Here is a 17,215-nt window from a genome sequence, read left to right as displayed (position 1 = left end):
CGTCAGGTTAGCGCCCCGAGCCCGGCATAACTCCTGCAATCTGTGACCGGCGCGCAGTGGATGCGCAGACTTCCGCCAACTCGTCTGCCGCACCGTCAAATTGCAGGAAATATGACGCTCTGCCGGATGTGACCGGGGGCCGATTCAGAAAATCCGGCCGGGCGGCGTTGGAATGCCTCGTAATTTTTAGGGGCTCGAGTGCCCGCCAACCCGGGATTCTCTCAATTCGCCACGGCAGACAGCCGCGACGAGGGATGGGCGAGCCGTCAAGCGGTCTCCGGCAACGTCAGGAAGCCGTCGACGAGCAGCTCGCGCACCCGCGGCACCAGTTCCGCGGTCAGCGCGGCCTCATCGACATCGAGCAGCTGCGCGAGCGCACCGATGATGGCGCCGACCGCGAGGTCGCCGTCGCAGGCGCCGACCAGCCCGGCGAGGGCCGTGTCAAGCGGCACCGATCGGCCGAATCCGCTGCCCTGGTGCAGGGTCATCACGGTCGGATCCTGCTGTCCGGGCCAGTAGTGGCGCTCCTCGGTGACATCGGGAGCCACGGTAAGTTGCGTGCGCAACAGGTGGACGTCATCCGTTCCCGCCTGCCAGTCGTGCGCGGCGAGGCACTCGGAGAGGTGCGCACCGAGACCGGCCGGGTTGTGGCCGAGGGCGTCGGGCATCCGTTCGAGGCGGCGCAGCGTCGGTGCGGGCGTAAGCTCTGGAGGCAACCGCAGCAGCAGGTAGCCGAACCCGACCCGACGCACGCCGCGGGCCTCGAAGTCGTTCAGCCAGGCGTTATAGAGCCGGTCAAACTCGGGGCCAAGGCGGGTGCCACCGTCGCGGATCCAGGTCTCGGCGTATTCGCCCGGTGACTGCACCTCGCGCTCGATGATCCACGCGTCGAGCGCCGGCGAAGTGGATGCGGCAGGCGCGAACGCCTCGCGCGCGTCGGGCGCTGGCGTGAGCCAGCGCTCGAGCCGTTCGAAGGCATCTGTTTCATCGTGGTATTCCCAGTTTCCGAGCAGCTGGACGACACCATTGGGCGTGAGATGGTCGGCTGCCCCGCGCACGACGGCCTCGACCAGGGCATCACCGACCATTCCGCCGTCCCGATACTCGTAGCTCGGCACTTCGGCGCCCCGCGGGGTGATCACGAACGGCGGATTCGAGATGATGTGGTCGAAACGCTCCCCCACCACAGGTTCGAACAGGCTGCCCAGCCGAAACTCGATATTGTCGATCTCGTTGAGCTCGGCGTTCAGCGCCGCGAGTTTTAGCGCCCGCACCGATATATCGGTCGCGACGACGTGCTCGGCGTGCCGCGAGGCGTGCATCGCCTGGATTCCGCAGCCCGTGCCAATGTCGAGCGCGCGCGCGACCGGGGTCGGTATCACGAGTCCGCTGAGGGTGCGCGAGGCGCCGCCGATGCCGAGAACGTGGGTTTCGCCGAGCGGATGCCCCAGCGCCAGTTCCCCGAGATCGCTCACGATCCACCAGCTGCCGGCGCCGTGCGCGTCGATAAAGCCGTATGGGCGCAGGTCGACGAGCGGGCGCACGCCGGATTCACCGTCAGCGGCCACGAGTGCGAGTTGTTCGGCTCCGGTCGTGCCGAGCGCCGGCAGCGCGGCGTCGAGGTCAACGCGAGAGACCGGTTCCCCGAGCAGGAACAGCCGGGCCAGGGTCGCGGCCGGTTCGTTGCGACTCCGTCTGGTGGCGAGCGTGGCGAGCGCCCGCCGGGCTGGAACCCGCTGGTTGCGCTGCAGGGCGGCATCCGCTTCGATGCCCCATAATCCGGTCAGGCCGGGAATCGAAAAATGGGCGGCCGCGAGGTCGGAGCGCAGCCGTGGAATGAGAGTTGCAGAGGTCACTCATCCATTCAACTCGATGTACACGGTCACAACCACCGCATTGTGAATGCGCGGGCCACGAGCTCGTTGGCCGGCGGCAGCGTGAGCGAACGCACGAGGGCGTTGCGGGCACCGAGCCGCAGGCCGTGGGCCGGTCGCCCCATTTCCATATTGAATCCGGCCTGCAGGGCGGCGCGGCGGGCAGCATTGCGCCGGGTGCGGTCGTAAACGCCCAAAACGGATGCCGCCACCCTTGGCTCGAGCAACGCCCGCTGCAGCGCCGGCGCGAGTGCAACGGCGTCGAGCCAGCCGAGGTTCATACCCTGCCCGCCGATCGGGCTAATCTGGTGTGCAGCATCGCCGACCAGCACGATTCGGCCAGAATGCATGCTCCCGGCGAGCCGCTGCTGCGCTGCGAAGGCGCTCGCTGCCCCGAGCGTTTCGCCCACATTCACCCCGGTTCGATGGTGGATGAGCGCGGCCAGGTCAGCGCTGTCGGCATCCGCTGCCAGAAAATCGGTCATCGCCACCCAGCGACGCCGGCCCCCGGGCAGCGGGAAGGACTCGACCACGCCGCCGCGCTCGAAATAGAGCACCGCGCTGGCATCGCTCGATCCTGGGTCGGCAAAGTCACCCATGAGATAGGTTTCACGGCGGCCGAGCTCTCGCCAACCGATGCCTGCCTGCTCGCGTACCCGGCTGCGCGCGCCGTCCGCACCGATCACAGAGCGGGCTTCGATCGGGCCGGCGGTTGTTGCGAGCCGAGCGGCATCATCGCCATCACGCACCCCGGTCACGGTCACACCGCTGCGATACCGGCCGGGCCGCAACTGCTCGAACCGGGCCCGCAGCAGCGCTTCCGTCTCATATTGCGGCAGTGCCACGACGAACGGGTATTCCGGTGCTGCCCGCTCGAAGGACAGGGCGCCGAGCCGACGGCCGTCGCAGCGCACCTCCCCAGCGCGAATGCGCACGGCCCGCTCGAGCAGCGCGTCGGCGACGCCGATTTGGGCGAGGGCGGCGAGCGACGGCGGGTGGATGCCGATCGCCCGCGAGCGCAGCGATGGCGTCTCGCGTTGTTCGAGCACCTCCACGTCGAGTCCGCCGACGGCCAGCACGCAGGCGAGCATCGTGCCGACCGGCCCGCCTCCCACGATGACGACGTCACGCATCGGGCGCGGTCCAACTCAGCACGAGCCGGGATGGCAATCCGCGCGACACCGTCCACCCGGCGGGTGCCGCCGCCCGCAACTCGGCGGCGGTGTAGCTGCGCCGAATCGAGGTGAGCCCGTCCGGGCGAATGTAGGAGTGCCGAAAGAACGGTTTGGTCGCCGCCGCGAACCCGAGATAGGCGTAGTTGGAGCGTTCGAGGTCGGCGTGCAGCACTCGACGGCGAGCGAGATCCTCCGAATCGACGAGCAATCCGCCCAACTCGGCAACGCTGAGGTGGTGCAGCACGTGGTTCGACACGACGATGTCGAAGCGCGCGCCCTCGGCCACGAGATCTGAGCTCAGCGCCCGGCGAAACGACAGCCCGGCAATCTTGGGCTGGCTGGTCGCGAAGACGTGCGCGCGGGCATCCGGATCGACGCCGGTCACCGTGAGCCGCAGGCCGTCCCGCACCGCCCAGCGGGCCAGCGCCCGCGAGACGTCGCCGCCGCCGGAGCCGACATCGAGCAGCGTCGTTTCGATTGTGGTGGACAGATCAGGGCGGATGCTGCGGCGATAGATCCTCCACCAGCCCGAGACGAGAGCGTTGACCACGCGAAAATCCTGGTACGTGCGGGTGAGCATGGCCGGGTCACAGAGCGAAGAATCCATGATCTCCACCGCTCTATGCGCGCGCACCCGCAGTGACGGCAGGGCCACTCAGCCCTCGATAACGGTCATCAGGCCGGATTCCACGGTCAGGCCCGGGCCGAAGGCCATCGCGCAGACGCGTTCCCCGTCGGCGGTGGCCGGGCCGTCGAGTATGGCCTTCATCACGAACAGGATGGTCGCGCTGCTCATATTGCCGTTGGTGCGCAGGGTCTCGCGCGAGGGAAGCAGCTGGTCGGCGCGCAGGTCGAGCTTCGCTTCGGTCTTGTCGAGGATGCTGCGACCGCCGGGGTGGATCGCCCAGTGTTCGATCACCGAGCTGAGCGAGGCGGGCGTTGCGATGGTGAGCACCGGCGCGACCATGGTGGCGCCGACAGGCGACCACACGGCATCCGCTTGGAGAGGAGCGGCGAGCTGTGCGGTGATCGACGCATCGCGGGCGAACAGCGGGGCCAGTGCGGCCTCGATGTGTTCGTCGATGATGTGCGGAACGTAGGTGCTCAGAATCATTTCGAAGCCCTCATCGCCGATCTTCCAGGCCATGTCGCCCTCGCCGACCGGCGTGATGACCGTTTCGAACAGATCCAGTGCGAGGGCCTTCTCGCCGGGCAGCGGCGCCCGAGCGCTGACGATGCCGGCGGCAGCGCCGTCGGAGAACAGCGAGGACGCGACGATGGTGTCCGGGTCACTCGAGGTGCGCAGGTGCAGCGAGCAGAGTTCGGCGCTGACCACGAGCACGACCGCATTCGGGTCGGCTTCGACGAACTGCTTGGCGGTGCGGAGGGCCGGCATCGACGCATAGCATCCCATGAAGCCGAGGTGGTAGCGCTGGGTGCTGACCTTCAGGCCAAGCTCCCGCACGAGCATGTAGTCGGGTCCGGGGGCATAGAACCCGGTGCAGGAGACAGTCACGACGTGGGTCACGTCTTCAGCGCGAATGTCCGGGCAGGCGGCGAGCGCCTGGCGGCCGGCCTCGACGAACAGTTTGGTGGCCTCGGTAATGTAAAGCTCGTTCCGCACCCGGGTGCTCGGCACGAGCAGGAGCTGCTGCCGGGCGTCGAAGAATTGCGGTTCGGTCGCATCGTTGTCAAGGGTGAGCTCGGCAATCACGGTATGCCGGGTTTCGATACCCGACACGTTGAAACTGGTGCTGACCAGCCTTTGAGCGAGCCGGCTGAGTCCGGGCTGGGCGGCGAAGATGTCGCGCACCTGCTCCTGAAAAAGAATCGTCGGGGGTACTACGGTCTGGAGCGCTCTCAGAGTGACGGCCATGAATCAGTGTCGCACGCGACTTCCATCGAGTACACCCCTCCCGCGCAAAACTAGGGCAAGCGGGCGAACAGGCGGGTTCCGCTGAGGGCAAGGAGGAGGCCCGCGGTCACGATGGCCGCGACACCGCCCAGGTAGGCCACCACGGTGCCGGTAGTTCCGACGCGCTCGAACAGGCTGCTGGTCAACACCAGAGTAGCGGCGAAGGCGAAAGCGGCGAGAGCGCCACACCCGATCGAAAGCCAGCGAATCACGCGCACCGTGGACTGCCGCAGCCCGGTGAATGCCCGACGCGGGCGTGCTGGGGTGACAGCATCCATTCGCGGCGAGACATCCAAGCGTGGCCAGGCCAGCACCGCCCCGGCGAGGCAGCCCCACAGGGCCACCCAAAGCAGGGCGGCAATCACGTCGCTCGGCCGGTGCCACTGGTTGGCGAGCGTCGCCACGCCGGCCAGCACGGCGAAGGCGGTACCCCAGCCGGCGACCATCGGGCGCATACGCGGACCCGCGACCAGAAACACCACGAGCGCGGATGCAGCCGCCACCGTCGTATGCCCCGACGGGAATGAGTTTCCCGCGTAGCCCTCGACTGCGAGATCGGGGCGGGCCAGGATGCCGTATTTCAGCAGCTGGGCCGAGGCCGTGGCGGCCGAGGCGGCGATGAGCGCGACGATAAGAGTGCGCCAGTTGCGGCGCACAAACGCGATGACCGCGGTCAGGACAACTCCAAACGCTACGGCGACGTCCGGCACCGAGTCGAGTACCCGCCCGGTGAACGGGGTAATGCTGCGACGGCCGAATTCGGCACCGTCGTAGGCGAGCTGGTCGGCCTCCTGGCCGGCGTGGCTGCGTACAAAGAAGAAGTACAGGACGATGAAGGCGAGGGTGGTGAGCGCGGCTCCGGCGACATAACCGATCGTTCCCTCTGCGAGGGAGCTTCTAAAGGGCCGGATGCGCACGGTCAAGCATGCCATGAAAGACCTTATAGTCAACCGGGTTGAGTCCGGCAAAAAGCACCCGCACCTCGCCGCGCCCGGCCTGTGATTGCTCATCGCGCACGATGCTGAGCACTTCCGCACCACCAAATTCGTCAATGCGTACGTATCGAGCCATGCGGCCAACCTAGAGTCAGTGATCCCGAGAACGGCTCAGTAATGGTACTTGCCCATTTACCCCGGGGATTGTCGGATTAACGCGTGGCGTACACCGGTTGTTCAAGAACGTCTGATCCAATAGGGGCACACATCGTAAAAGCGCGCTCGCAGAGCACGCCCACGACAAACGAATGGACGCTCCGTGAGCATTCGAACGGCTGAGCACCCCCGGCCGGACCACTTCCTGCTACACCTGAGCGACACCCACCTGCTGGCGGGAGGCTCGAAACTCTATGGCAGCGTCAATGTTGAAGCCCATCTGGCGGGGCTCTTCGCCGAGGTCGAGGCCTCCGGCGCCCGCCCCCAGGCCATCGTCTTCACCGGCGATCTTGCTGACAAGGGCGAACAAGGCGCATACGAACTTCTGCGCGAGATCGTTGAACCCGCAGCGGCCCGTCTCGGCGCCCGCGTCATCTGGGTGATGGGCAACCACGACAACCGATCCGTTTTTCGCACCGAGTTGCTCGACCAGGCCGCGAGCGAGGAACCGATCGACCAGTGCTACGACCTCAACGGTCTGCGCCTGATCACTCTCGACACGTCGGTGCCCGGCCACCACCATGGTGCGGTCTCCGACCAGCAGCTCCGCTGGCTCGCCGACGAACTGCGCGTGCCGGCACCCGACGGAACGATCCTGGCTATGCATCACCCGCCGATCCCGAGCGTGCTCGACCTGGCCACCGCCGTGGAGCTTCGTGACCAGAACCGGCTGGCCGACGTGCTGCGCGGCACGGACGTTCGCAGCATCATCGCCGGACACCTGCACTACTCGTCCATGGCTATGTTCGCCGGTATCCCCGTGTCGGTGTCGTCAGCGACCTGTTACACGCAGGACCTCAACGTTCCCGTCGGCGGCACCCTCGGTCGCGACGGTGCCCGAGCGTTCAACCTTGTGCACGTCTACCCCGGCACCGTGCTGCACTCCGTCGTGCCGCTCGGGCACTATCCGACGCTCAACTATGTCGATCCCGCCGAAAGCGCGCGCCGCCTGCGCGCCTCCGGCGTCGAGATCACGCCGTCGGAAACTTTGCCTGCATTGCACGAGCCGCCAATGACCCGGCCAATCCCGGTTCTGCGCTAGTTGCGACGCTGGCTCGTTCCCAGGGAGCCACGATCGGAAAGTACAGCTCGAGAAATTCCGTGACCGCGGCGCGGCGCACCTCGGTCGATATTTCCGGGAGACTGCCGTCGTTGAGGCAGAACATGTCCTGGTCGCGACGCTTGCGCAGGTGATTCATCTGCCGCAGGGCGATGCGCAGGGTCGTCTCGATGTACAGCGAGCGCACCTGCGTCTGCGCCACCGCGCGACCGGTCATCAACGCGTAATAGTGATACAGCGAATTGGTGACCGAGATATCGGTCGCCGATCGAAAACGACTCGCCGCCGTTCGACTGAAGTCCTCCGGAAACTCGTGCTCGAGTTCCAGCAGAACGCTCTTGCGCATCGGCGCCGGCGTGTGCTCGAGGTGCCGGGTGGTGACCTTGCCGAACCGGCCGCGCAGCAGCGCCCGGTTCACGCGTGCGGCGTTCTCGAACCCGCTGCGGGTCGGGTCGTTCTCGCCCAGGCCGATACGAGTGGATGCCTCCACAAATTTGGTAACTCCGCCCGGCGAGAAGAACAGCTCCGGGCCCACCGGACGGCCGAAGAACATGTCGTCATTGGAATAGAGAAAGTGCTCGGCCAGCCCGGGAATGTGGTGCAGCTGGCTCTCCACGGCGTGCGAGTTGTGAATCGGCAACACGCTCGTATCAACGAAGAAGTCTTCGCTGCGCATGATCGTGACGCGGGGATGCTCGGCCAGCCACTCCGGTACGGGAGAGTCCGTGGCAATGAAGATACGTCGAATCCACGGGGCGAACATGTAGACGCTGCGCAGCGCGTACTTGAGTTCATCGATCTGACGAAAACGAGCGTCGGAGTCGTCACCCTCGCCGACCACGTAGGCCTTCATGCGCTTGGCACGCTCCCTCTGGAACTCATCGCTCGAGCCGTCAACCCAGCTGAACACGAGGTCGATGTCGAAGGAGACGTCGCTGGCCAGGTCATCGAACATGTTCTGCAGGGTCAGCCAGGTGCGCCCGTACAGGTCGATCGTGGTTTCACGGGCCTCGGAGCGGGGCAGTCGGGTGCGCATGAGCGCGTTCTCGACCGGGGCGATGATCTCGTCTTCGCCGAAACGCCACAGTTCAAACTGGAACGCAGTTTGGGCGCCGTAGCGCAGGCGACCGATTGGTTCGATACGCGGGCGGTAGACCCGAAAAACGCTGGACTTGCGCAGGGTCGTGAGCGCTCCGTCGGCGAGGAGAAACTGCTGGTTCACGTTGCCGTCGAGCGGCTTGGCGTAAAAGGGCTCGTTGGCGAAGGCCTGGCTGAGAACCCTGGTGAGTTCCTTGCGCTGCCTGCGGTCGACGGCGATGACCGGACGGTTGTGATCGCCGCGCACGAGCAGGAATTCGATGCCGGCGTTGGTGAGAACGTCGTGCACGGCGACGAGGTCCTTCACCATGGACTCGTGCGGTGTGTAATGGCCGTTGATAAGGGCGATCTCGCCCTTTCGCACGACGAGATCATCGCGGTTGAAGCGGCGGGTGCGGGCATCCGGTGTGATCAGGACCAACTCGGGCTCACTGCTGAGCGACAGGGTGGGGATCAGGCCGGTATTGGTGGGGGGTTCCGGATCGCTCGAGTCGTATCCGACGGAATCGGGGCGAAAGGCGTCGGTGTCGAAAATGTCGTTGGCAAACGAATCGGGGAGGCCCCGGTCCGATGCATCCGGTTGAGTGGCCGGAATATCGCGTGTCGTCATGGTCCTCCTTGAAAAAGTGGAGCACTCCGTCGCAGGCCAGCCAAGACTGAACCCGCAGAGTGCGGCCGACTGCGTCGGCGTGGATGCTTCAGTGAGTCTCTTGCGAAGCGGCGACCGTCCAGAAGTGACGAAGTTCTTGGGCGAGCGACCTGCAGCCGCTGAAACGCCATGGCGTTCGTCCTTAGTGTACGACCCGCCGTTGGGATTTCGCTGCGGCGCGGGTGTACCAGATGGAGCCGACGACCATGCTCGATCGGATGGACAGGAACCCGGCCCAGATATTCTGGAAACCCCGAGGGATCCTGTCGGCGGACCCGGGTGTGGGGTCTGGGTGGCACCCCGATGCTAGTGTTCGGGCGGCCGGGACCCATGCTGCTGTTCAGCGGCGATTTCAGCCAGGAGTACGGCGCTGGCGTCGACGGGCGCTAGCTCCGCCGGGTCGGTGACCGGCAGCTGGCACACGAAGTCACGGCAGAGGTAGGCGGTGGGCAAGCCGCTCGGCGCCGTTCGGGCCGTGAACAGGTCGAAGCCGGCGGCGGCGAATGCTCGCGCCTGGGATTCTGACAGGGATGCGACGACCCCCGCCGCGTGGCGTCGGGCGAGGTCGTGCAGGGTGACGGGGTACGCGGCGGCAGGCCGCACAGCGGGCGGGGAGCCGGCCGGCGGAACTGTCGGCGCGGGCCGGTCTGGCAAGACGATCACAAACTGCTCGATCGGGGCATTCAGTTCATCGAACAGGCGCAGGGCGGCGCCATAGGCGAGCGGGCGGGTTGGTGCGAGGGCCGCCACGAGGCCGAGGCCGGCCTGCGCGGCCCGCCGATAGCGGTCGTCGCCGGTGAGACGGTGCAGGAGCAGGGCGGCATCGGCGGTGGCGGACAGGCCCGAGGGGTAGGCACCCTCGGAGGGATCGATGGCGCTGACCAGTCCCTGCTCGCTCAGCACCGGATCCGCGCCGTGCGGCGGACGGAAGCCGGGAGTGTCGTCGCGCTCCGGGAGCGTGCTATCGAGCAGGTGACGAGCCGAGATGGCGTAGATCACCTCGCCGGTGACCAGTGCGAGTTCGAGGAGTCCCCGCGAGTACATGCCGTAGTCCTCCAGGGTGGCTTTCGCTGTGGAGTTGCGTTCGGTAACGGAGGCACGCACGAGGGCGCTGTCGGCGCCCTCGTGGTGCTCACCCAGATAGTCGGCCGCGCGGCGGGCAGCGTCGATGAGGTGGGGCTGGTCGAAGGCGAAGCCGGCTCGGGCCAGGGCCTGAATGGCCAGACCATTCCAGCCGGTCAGCACCTTCTCGTCGAGTGCGGGCGGGGTCTGCCGCTGGCGGTCGCCTCGTTCAAGGGCGTAGTAGCCGCCCTCGACCCGTCGGCCGTCCACGGTGCTCTCGGAGTCCTGGGCGCTCGCGAACCCGCCGCTCGGCAGCTGCATCACCTCGCAAAGAAAACGGGCGATTCCCTCGGCGACGTCGCGGGCCCACGCTTGCCCGGTGATCATCCAGGCCCGCGTGTACAGGCTGAGCAGCTGGGCGTTGTCGTAGAGCATGCGTTCATAGTGCGGGTCGCTCCAGTCACGGTTGACCGCGTAGCGGAAGAAGCCGCCCTCGATCGGGTCCCGCAGCGGGGACGCGCCCATGAGCTTGAGCGTGCGCAGGGCAAGGATTTGTCCGTCGCCGCTCGCAGCGCTGCGACCGAGCAAAAAGGAGAGTGCCGGGGCCACCGGAAACTTCGGGCTGCCGCCGAAGCCACCGAACCGGAGGTCTTCGTAGCCGACCAGTTCGGCTACGGCCTGGTCGAGAACGTCGGCGCTGGGTTGCGCGTCCGCCGCGGAGCGTGAAGCGCCGGCCGCGAGCGCGCGCGCCGACTCAGCGAGCAGCTCGGCCACCCTGGCGGCGCCAGCCGTAACGTCGGCGCGGCGAGTGACCCATGCTGTTGTAACCGCGGTCAGAACGTCACGAAATGACGGATGCCCCGTCAGGGCCACCGGCGGAAAGTACGTTCCCGCGTGGAACGCTTGCCCATCGGGCGTGACGAACACGTTGAGCGGCCAGCCGAGACCCTCGGTAAAGGCACTCGCGGCGGCGAGGTAGCTCGCGTCGACGTCGGGGTGCTCCTCCCGGTCGACCTTGATACTGACGAAGTGGGCGTTGAGGTACTCGGCGATCGCCGGATCGCTGAAACTTTCCCTGGCCATGACATGGCACCAGTGGCAAGTGGAGTAGCCGATCGATACGAGCACCGGAACGTCCCGCTCACGGGCCGCGGCAAAGGCTTCCGCGCCCCAGCCGAACCAGTCGACCGGGTTGTCGGCGTGACTGCGCAGGTAGGGACTGATGGCGTCGGCCAGGCGGTTGGGCATGCTCCATTCTGCTCCCAAGGTGCCGTCTAAGGCGAGCCGTACCTGACGCTAGACGATGCCGAGCAGAGCGTTCCGGCGGCGTTGCACACGCACCCAGACCACAAGGCCAATGAGGGTGAAGACACCATAGAACAAGTACAGCACGGCAGAGGCGTAGTAGCCGGCGCTGATCAGCAGCGGCACACCGACCACGTCGACGGCCACCCAGATCAGCCAGAATTCGGTCCAGCCCTTGGCCATGCCGTAGGTCGCGAGCAGGGAACCGGTGAAGATCCAGGCATCCGCCCAGACCGGTTCGAACGAGCCGAGCGCGCGAAAGATAGGCGTGAGCACGAGGGTGCCGGCGACAAGGCCTACACCAAGCAGGATGCGGGTACGGGTGCCTGCCCAGTGCGGCGCCACGGCAACGTGCACGGCCGAGTTGCGGCTTCGTTGCCACTGCACCCAGCCGAAGATGGAGACGACGATGAACATGATCTGGCGACCGGCCTGCCCGAGCAGGTTGACCGGGTTGGGCGTGCCGAATATGGCGCCGAGAAACACTGTGAACAGCAGCGCGTTGCCGATGATACCGACCGGCCAGGCCCAGATCTTGCGGCGCATGCCGCCGACCGCGCTCGCGATGCCGAAGGCGTTGCCGATGACCTCGCGCCAGAGGATGCTCTGCGTTCCGATCTGCAATTGGGCGTCGAACAGCCACTCAATGGGATTCATGGGAACTTTCTGCGGGGCGCCACGCTCTCCTGAGACACAGCGCATCCCAATGTACGCCACTGCCGGGTCGGATCCGTCCAAAACACAGCGGTGGCCCCGTCGACCATCGGTCTGCGGGACCACTGCGCCACACGGATGCTGCGGGCTAGTTCACCTCGTTGGGGTGCGCCGAGACACGCCCCGCACGCTCGAGCGCAGAGATCATGGTGAGTTCGGTGCGGGAGAGTTCAAAGTCGAACACGTCAAAGTTTTCGGCCATGCGCGCGAGCCGGTTGGACTTCGGGAACACGATGTTGCCATTTTGCAAGTGCCAGCGAATCACGATTTGTGCAGGTGACTTTTCGTGCGTTTCGGCGGCATTCGTCACAACTTCTTCGTCGAACAGGGGGTACTTGCCCTGGCCGAGGGGGCCCCAGGCCTCGATGTTGATGCCGTTTTCGCGGGCGAACGCGGTGACCTCAGGCTGCTGGTGCGCCGGGTGCAGCTCGATCTGGTTGACGGCGGGCACGATGCTCGTCTCGTGCAGCAGGCGGTCAAGGTGCGGCACCAGAAAGTTGGAGACGCCGATGGAGCGGGCGCGGCCCGACTCCTGAATCTTCTCGAGGACTTTCCAGCTCTCGACGAACTTGTCGTTACCCGGCGCCGGCCAGTGGATCAGGTAGAGGTCGATGTAGTCGAGGCCGAGCTTTTCCAGGCTCTCGTCGAACGCGTCGAAGGCCGACTGGGTGCCCTGGCGGTCGTTCCAGAGCTTGGTCGTGATGAAGAGCTCGGAGCGGTCGATGTTCGAGGCGGCGAGCGCCTTGCCCACGCCCTCTTCGTTGCCGTAGATGGCGGCGGTGTCGATGTGGCGGTAGCCGACCGAGAGGGCGTCAGCCACGATGCGGGTGGTTTCGTCTGGTTCGACCTTGAACACGCCGAAACCGAGCTGCGGAATCGTGTGGCCGTCGTTGAGGGTGATGGTGGGTACAGATTTCGTCATGACCCAACACTATGGGCCCCTATTGTCGGTCCGCCCCCCCAAGCATCCAATGTTCACTCACCGCGAAAGCGCACAGCACGCCTGAAAAGCCACGCTGCGCGCGCTTTCACGGCACGGGTTGGCGCGAAGTATTATTGAGGCTTCATGGAAACGCTGAATATCACCTATCCGCCCGAACTGCCCGTCAGCCAGCGTCGGGACGACATCGCCCGCGCGATTGCCGACAATCAGGTGGTGATCGTCGCTGGGTCGACCGGTTCGGGCAAGACCACCCAGTTGCCCAAAATCTGCATCGAACTCGGCCGCCGGAACATCGGCCACACCCAGCCGCGCCGGCTGGCCGCCCGCACCATCGCCGAACGCATCGCCGAGGAGCTCGGCCAGGAGGTTGGGCAGCTCGTCGGCTACCAGGTGCGGTTCACCGATAAGGTCGGCGCTGACACGCGAATCAAGTTGATGACCGACGGCATCCTCTTGAATGAGATTCACCGTGACCGCATGCTGCGCAAGTACGACACGATCATCATCGACGAAGCGCACGAACGCAGCCTCAACATCGACTTTCTGCTCGGCTACCTGCGGCAGTTGCTGCCCAAGCGCCCCGATCTCAAGCTCATCATCACCTCGGCCACGATCGACCCGGCCAGTTTCGCGAAGCATTTCGCGGCCGCGGACGGAACCCCGGCGCCGGTCGTCGAGGTCTCTGGCCGCACCTTCCCGGTCGAGATCCGCTACCGGCCGCTCGTGGCCGAGCCCGGCATCGCCAGTAGCGGTGATGACAGTGATGACGATACGACGGATGCCGCTCCCTCCGTCGACCGCGACTATATCGAGGGCATCACCGCGGCCCTCGACGAGCTCGAGCGCGAATCCAACGGCGATGTGCTCGTCTTCCTCTCCGGCGAGACCGAGATTCGCGACGCCGCCGACGCGCTGCAGGGCAAGTACGCCTCCTCGGCCAGTCGCAATCCCACCGAGGTGCTGCCGCTCTACGGCCGGCTGTCGTCGGCGGACCAGCACCGGGTGTTCCGACCTTCGACCGTGGCCGGGGTGAAACGGCGCATCGTGCTCGCGACCAACGTGGCCGAGACCAGCCTGACGGTGCCGGGCATCCGCTACGTCATCGACGCGGGAACCGCCCGCATCAGCCGGTACAGCGTGCGTTCGAAGGTGCAGCGACTGCCGATCGAAGCGATTTCGCAGGCCTCGGGTAACCAGCGCAGCGGCCGCAGCGGCCGAACAAGCGACGGTATCGCAATTCGACTTTACTCGGAAGAGGACTATCTGCGCCGCCCGGAATATACCGAGCCGGAGATTCTACGCACCAACCTCGCCGCGGTCATCTTGCAGATGATCTCGCTCGGCCTCGGCGATATCGCGTCGTTCCCGTTTTTAACCCCGCCGGACAGCCGCAATATCAAGGACGGCCTCGACCTGCTCGCCGAACTCGGCGCGATCGAAGCCGCAGGCGCCGGGCGCACCAAGAGCGGCCGCAGCACGGCGAGTTCCGAAACGGATGCCGCGGCGCCAGCCCTGGCAACTGGCACGGTTACGCCGCGCCTCACCCGGATCGGCCAGCAGCTCGCACAGCTGCCGATCGACCCCCGCTTTGGCCGCATGGTGATCGAGTCGAAGACGCAGGGCACCAGCAGGGAGGTCATGGCGATCGTGGCCGGGCTGACCATCCAGGATCCGCGTGAGCGCCCACTCGAGCGCCGCGCCCAGGCCGACCAGTTCCACGCCCGGTTCGCCGACCCCACGAGCGACTTTCTCAGCCTGCTCAATCTCTGGAACTACCTCGAGAAGCAGCAATCCGAACTGGGCTCGAGCGCCTTCCGACGCCTGTGCAAGAACGAATATCTCAACTACCTGCGGGTGCGGGAATGGCAGGACGTGCTGCGCCAGTTGCGCCAGCTCGCCAAGCCGCTCGGGCTGCCGCGAGGCGAACCGAGCGTGAACCCCGACGGCGTGCACCGGTCGCTGCTAGCGGGGCTGCTGTCGCATATCGGGCTCAAGGACGTCGCCAAGAAGGACTATGTCGGCGCGCGGCAGCAACGTTTCGTGCTTTTCCCCGGTTCGACCCTGGCCAAGAAACAGCCGAGCGCCGTGATGAGCGCCGAACTGGTCGAGACCAGCCGCCTGTTCGCCCGCATGAACGCGGTCGTCGACCCGGCCTGGGCCGAACCCCTCGCCGGCAACCTGTGCAAGCGCAGCTACTCCGAACCGCACTGGGAAATGAAGCAGGGCGCCGCGGTCGTCTACGAACGAGTGACGCTCTACGGCGTGCCGATCGTGGCCCGCCGCCGGGTGCAGTTCTCGCGCATCGACCCTGCCTACGCCCGGGAGCTGTTCATCCGGCACGCGCTGGTCGAGGGCGAGTGGGACCGGGCGTCGGGACCGCAATCGACTGCGGCCGAGAAAGAAGCGGATCGCGGCGGTCGCGGACCGTCCCGCAACGAACGCGTCAGCATCTCAACCGACGGTGGCACAGCGTCGAGTGGCCGCGGCTCCGGCCGATCAGACGGCGCACCCGCCGTCGGCTCGAGCGCGAGCCGGGGCGGACGGCCCGGCCAAATGGGAGACCCGGGCATGTGGGCGTTCGAACGGGCCAACGCTAAGCTGCGGGAGGAACTCGCCGAGCTGGAGGAGCGCACCCGGCGCCGGGACATCCTCTTCGATGATGAAGCCGTCTTCGACTTCTACCAGCGCCGTATTCCAGCCGAGGTATCGTCGACCAAGAGCTTCGAGGGCTGGTGGCGTACGGCCAGGTTCGACACCCCCGACCTGCTCACGATGACCGCCGACGCCCTCGTGGCCGAGGACTCCCCCGAGATCGACGAGGGGCTGTTTCCGCCGAGCTGGCAGCAGGGCGACCAACGTCTAACGCTCGGCTATCGCTTCGAACCCGGCGAAGAGGACGACGGCGTGACCGTGCGCATACCGCTTGCCCTGCTCGCGCGCCTCTCGCCGAACGGTTTCGACTGGCAAGTGCCGGGCCTGCGCGCCGAACTGGTGACCGCCATGATCAAGTCGCTGCCGAAGAGTATCCGTCGCAACGTCGTTCCGGCAGCCGACTGGGCCTCCCGCCTGCTCGCCGAGCTGCCCGCCGAGCCCGGAATTGTCGAAACCCTGCCGACGCCGGTACCGGAGGCCTCCTTCGCCGAGACACTCGCCGCACTCATTCAGAAGCTCACCTATGTACCGGTGAGCGCGCGCGACTTCGAACTCGACCGGGTTCCCTCACACCTGCGAGTGACCTTCGTCGTCACCGACGAGCGTGGTCGCACGGTCGCCGCCGACAAAAACCTCGCCGACCTACAACGCCGCCTTGGCACGCGGGTGCGGGAGAGCGTCGCGAAGGCGACGAGCGCCGCAGCACCCAGCAACGCGATCGAACGGGGCGGCCTCACCACCTGGAACCTCGGCGAACTCCCCCGCTTTCTCGATACCAAGCAGGGCGACAACACGATTCGCGGGTATCCGACGCTCGTCGATGACGGCGCATCCGTTTCTATTCGCATGATGAGCACCGAGCTGGAGCAGGCCCGCGCGCTGCCCCGCGGGGTGCGCCGGCTGCTGCTGCTCGCGACGCCGTCACCGGCGGCGTACGTGCAGCAGCACCTCACCGCCACCGAGAAACTCAGCCTCGCCACGAGCCCGTACAAGAGCACGCAGGCGCTGTTTGAGGATTGCCTCGCTGCCGCGGTCGACGACGTATTGTTTCGGGTGCGCCCCGACGGGCAGGTGTTCATGAAGGCCGAGTTCGACACCATTCGTGACCGGGTGTCGGGGGTCGTTATGGACTCCATGTTCGAAACCGTGGGCCTGGTCGCACGCATCCTCACCGCTCATCGTGTGGCCGACAAGGCGCTTAAGGCTGCGACCAGCATGGCTCTGCTGCCCGGAATCAGCGATGCTCGCCAGCAGCTGAGTGCGCTCGTCTACCCGGGATTCGTCAGCGAAACCGGCCTCGCCCAGCTGCGGCACCTGCCGCGCTACCTCGGCGGCATCAGCGCGCGCGTGCCGAAACTGGTCGACAATCCCAGTCGCGACCGGGTCTGGATGAACGAGACCCAGGCCGCGACCACCCGATTCGAGAACGCCGGCGGCACCATGCCGCTTCAAGCGGATGCCGCGGCGCCGGTTCTGCGCGCCCGCTGGATGATCGAGGAGCTGCGCATCAGCCTGTTCGCGCAAGAGCTCAAGGCTGCAGAGTCGGTGTCGCTGCAGCGGATCCAGAAGGTGCTCGCCGGGTAGTTCGCCGCCCGGGCCCACCTTATGAACCGGGGC

At 66.4% G+C, this 17,215-nt stretch carries 12 protein-coding genes; 2 read left to right on the top strand and 10 right to left on the bottom strand.

Annotated elements, in window-relative coordinates; all coding sequences use genetic code 11:
• Window positions 1–266: 266 nt before the first annotated feature.
• Genes E3T47_RS09000 through E3T47_RS15890 form a run of 6 tightly spaced genes read right to left on the bottom strand, consistent with a single transcriptional unit; the run spans window position 267 to window position 6,035 of the window.
• On the bottom strand, window positions 267–1,856 hold the full coding sequence (locus tag E3T47_RS09000) for a DUF7059 domain-containing protein (protein WP_134555748.1): 1,590 nt from the start codon (window positions 1,854–1,856) through the stop codon (window positions 267–269).
• 26 nt (window positions 1,857–1,882) lie between these two features.
• Window positions 1,883–3,007, bottom strand: a complete 1,125-nt coding sequence (locus E3T47_RS08995; protein WP_134555747.1) for an FAD-dependent oxidoreductase — start codon at window positions 3,005–3,007, stop codon at window positions 1,883–1,885.
• Window positions 3,000–3,704 (bottom strand): class I SAM-dependent methyltransferase, encoded by a 705-nt coding sequence (locus tag E3T47_RS08990; RefSeq protein ID WP_338419388.1) that lies wholly within the window; start codon window positions 3,702–3,704, stop codon window positions 3,000–3,002. Before E3T47_RS08990 ends, E3T47_RS08995 begins: the two co-directional genes overlap by 8 nt.
• On the bottom strand, window positions 3,705–4,925 hold the full coding sequence (locus tag E3T47_RS08985) for a type III polyketide synthase (RefSeq protein ID WP_134555745.1): 1,221 nt from the start codon (window positions 4,923–4,925) through the stop codon (window positions 3,705–3,707).
• Window positions 4,926–4,975: 50 nt separating this feature from the next.
• Entirely contained in the window at window positions 4,976–5,896 is a 921-nt protein-coding gene (locus E3T47_RS08980) for a phosphatase PAP2 family protein (protein ID WP_166805676.1), read from the bottom strand.
• Window positions 5,862–6,035: a hypothetical protein gene (locus E3T47_RS15890; RefSeq protein WP_166805675.1), complete on the bottom strand. Its 174-nt coding sequence runs from the start codon at window positions 6,033–6,035 to the stop codon at window positions 5,862–5,864. The genes E3T47_RS08980 and E3T47_RS15890 overlap by 35 nt, the downstream gene beginning before the upstream one ends.
• A 183-nt stretch (window positions 6,036–6,218) precedes the next feature.
• On the opposite strand from E3T47_RS15890, the gene E3T47_RS08975 reads away from it, so the two are divergent.
• Window positions 6,219–7,157 carry a phosphodiesterase gene (locus E3T47_RS08975; protein WP_134555743.1) on the top strand — a complete coding sequence of 313 codons (939 nt, stop codon included), beginning with the start codon at window positions 6,219–6,221 and terminating at the stop codon, window positions 7,155–7,157.
• Here the strand turns inward: E3T47_RS08975 and E3T47_RS08970 are convergent.
• The 4 genes from E3T47_RS08970 to E3T47_RS08955 form a co-directional block, all read right to left on the bottom strand.
• Window positions 7,087–8,883: a stealth family protein gene (locus tag E3T47_RS08970; RefSeq protein ID WP_134555742.1), complete on the bottom strand. Its 1,797-nt coding sequence runs from the start codon at window positions 8,881–8,883 to the stop codon at window positions 7,087–7,089. The genes E3T47_RS08975 and E3T47_RS08970 overlap by 71 nt on opposite strands.
• A gap of 345 nt (window positions 8,884–9,228) precedes the next feature.
• The gene (locus tag E3T47_RS08965; RefSeq protein ID WP_134555741.1) at window positions 9,229–11,232 is read right to left on the bottom strand and encodes a thioredoxin domain-containing protein; all 2,004 of its coding nucleotides are present in this window, start codon (window positions 11,230–11,232) and stop codon (window positions 9,229–9,231) included.
• Between the two features lie 48 nt (window positions 11,233–11,280).
• Window positions 11,281–11,946, bottom strand: coding sequence for a nicotinamide riboside transporter PnuC (pnuC, locus tag E3T47_RS08960; protein ID WP_134555740.1), 666 nt, complete (start codon window positions 11,944–11,946; stop codon window positions 11,281–11,283).
• Between the two features lie 145 nt (window positions 11,947–12,091).
• Window positions 12,092–12,925, bottom strand: coding sequence for an aldo/keto reductase (locus E3T47_RS08955; RefSeq protein WP_134555739.1), 834 nt, complete (start codon window positions 12,923–12,925; stop codon window positions 12,092–12,094).
• Window positions 12,926–13,069: 144 nt separating this feature from the next.
• On the opposite strand from E3T47_RS08955, the gene hrpA reads away from it, so the two are divergent.
• Window positions 13,070–17,182, top strand: coding sequence for an ATP-dependent RNA helicase HrpA (gene hrpA, locus E3T47_RS16390; protein WP_166805674.1), 4,113 nt, complete (start codon window positions 13,070–13,072; stop codon window positions 17,180–17,182).
• Window positions 17,183–17,215 lie beyond the last annotated feature (33 nt).

This window comes from Cryobacterium ruanii, assembly GCF_004404055.1.
Classification (GTDB): domain Bacteria; phylum Actinomycetota; class Actinomycetes; order Actinomycetales; family Microbacteriaceae; genus Cryobacterium; species Cryobacterium ruanii.
The sequence above is the reverse complement of the archived record's forward strand: the minus strand, read 5'-3'. Positions and strand labels throughout refer to the sequence as shown.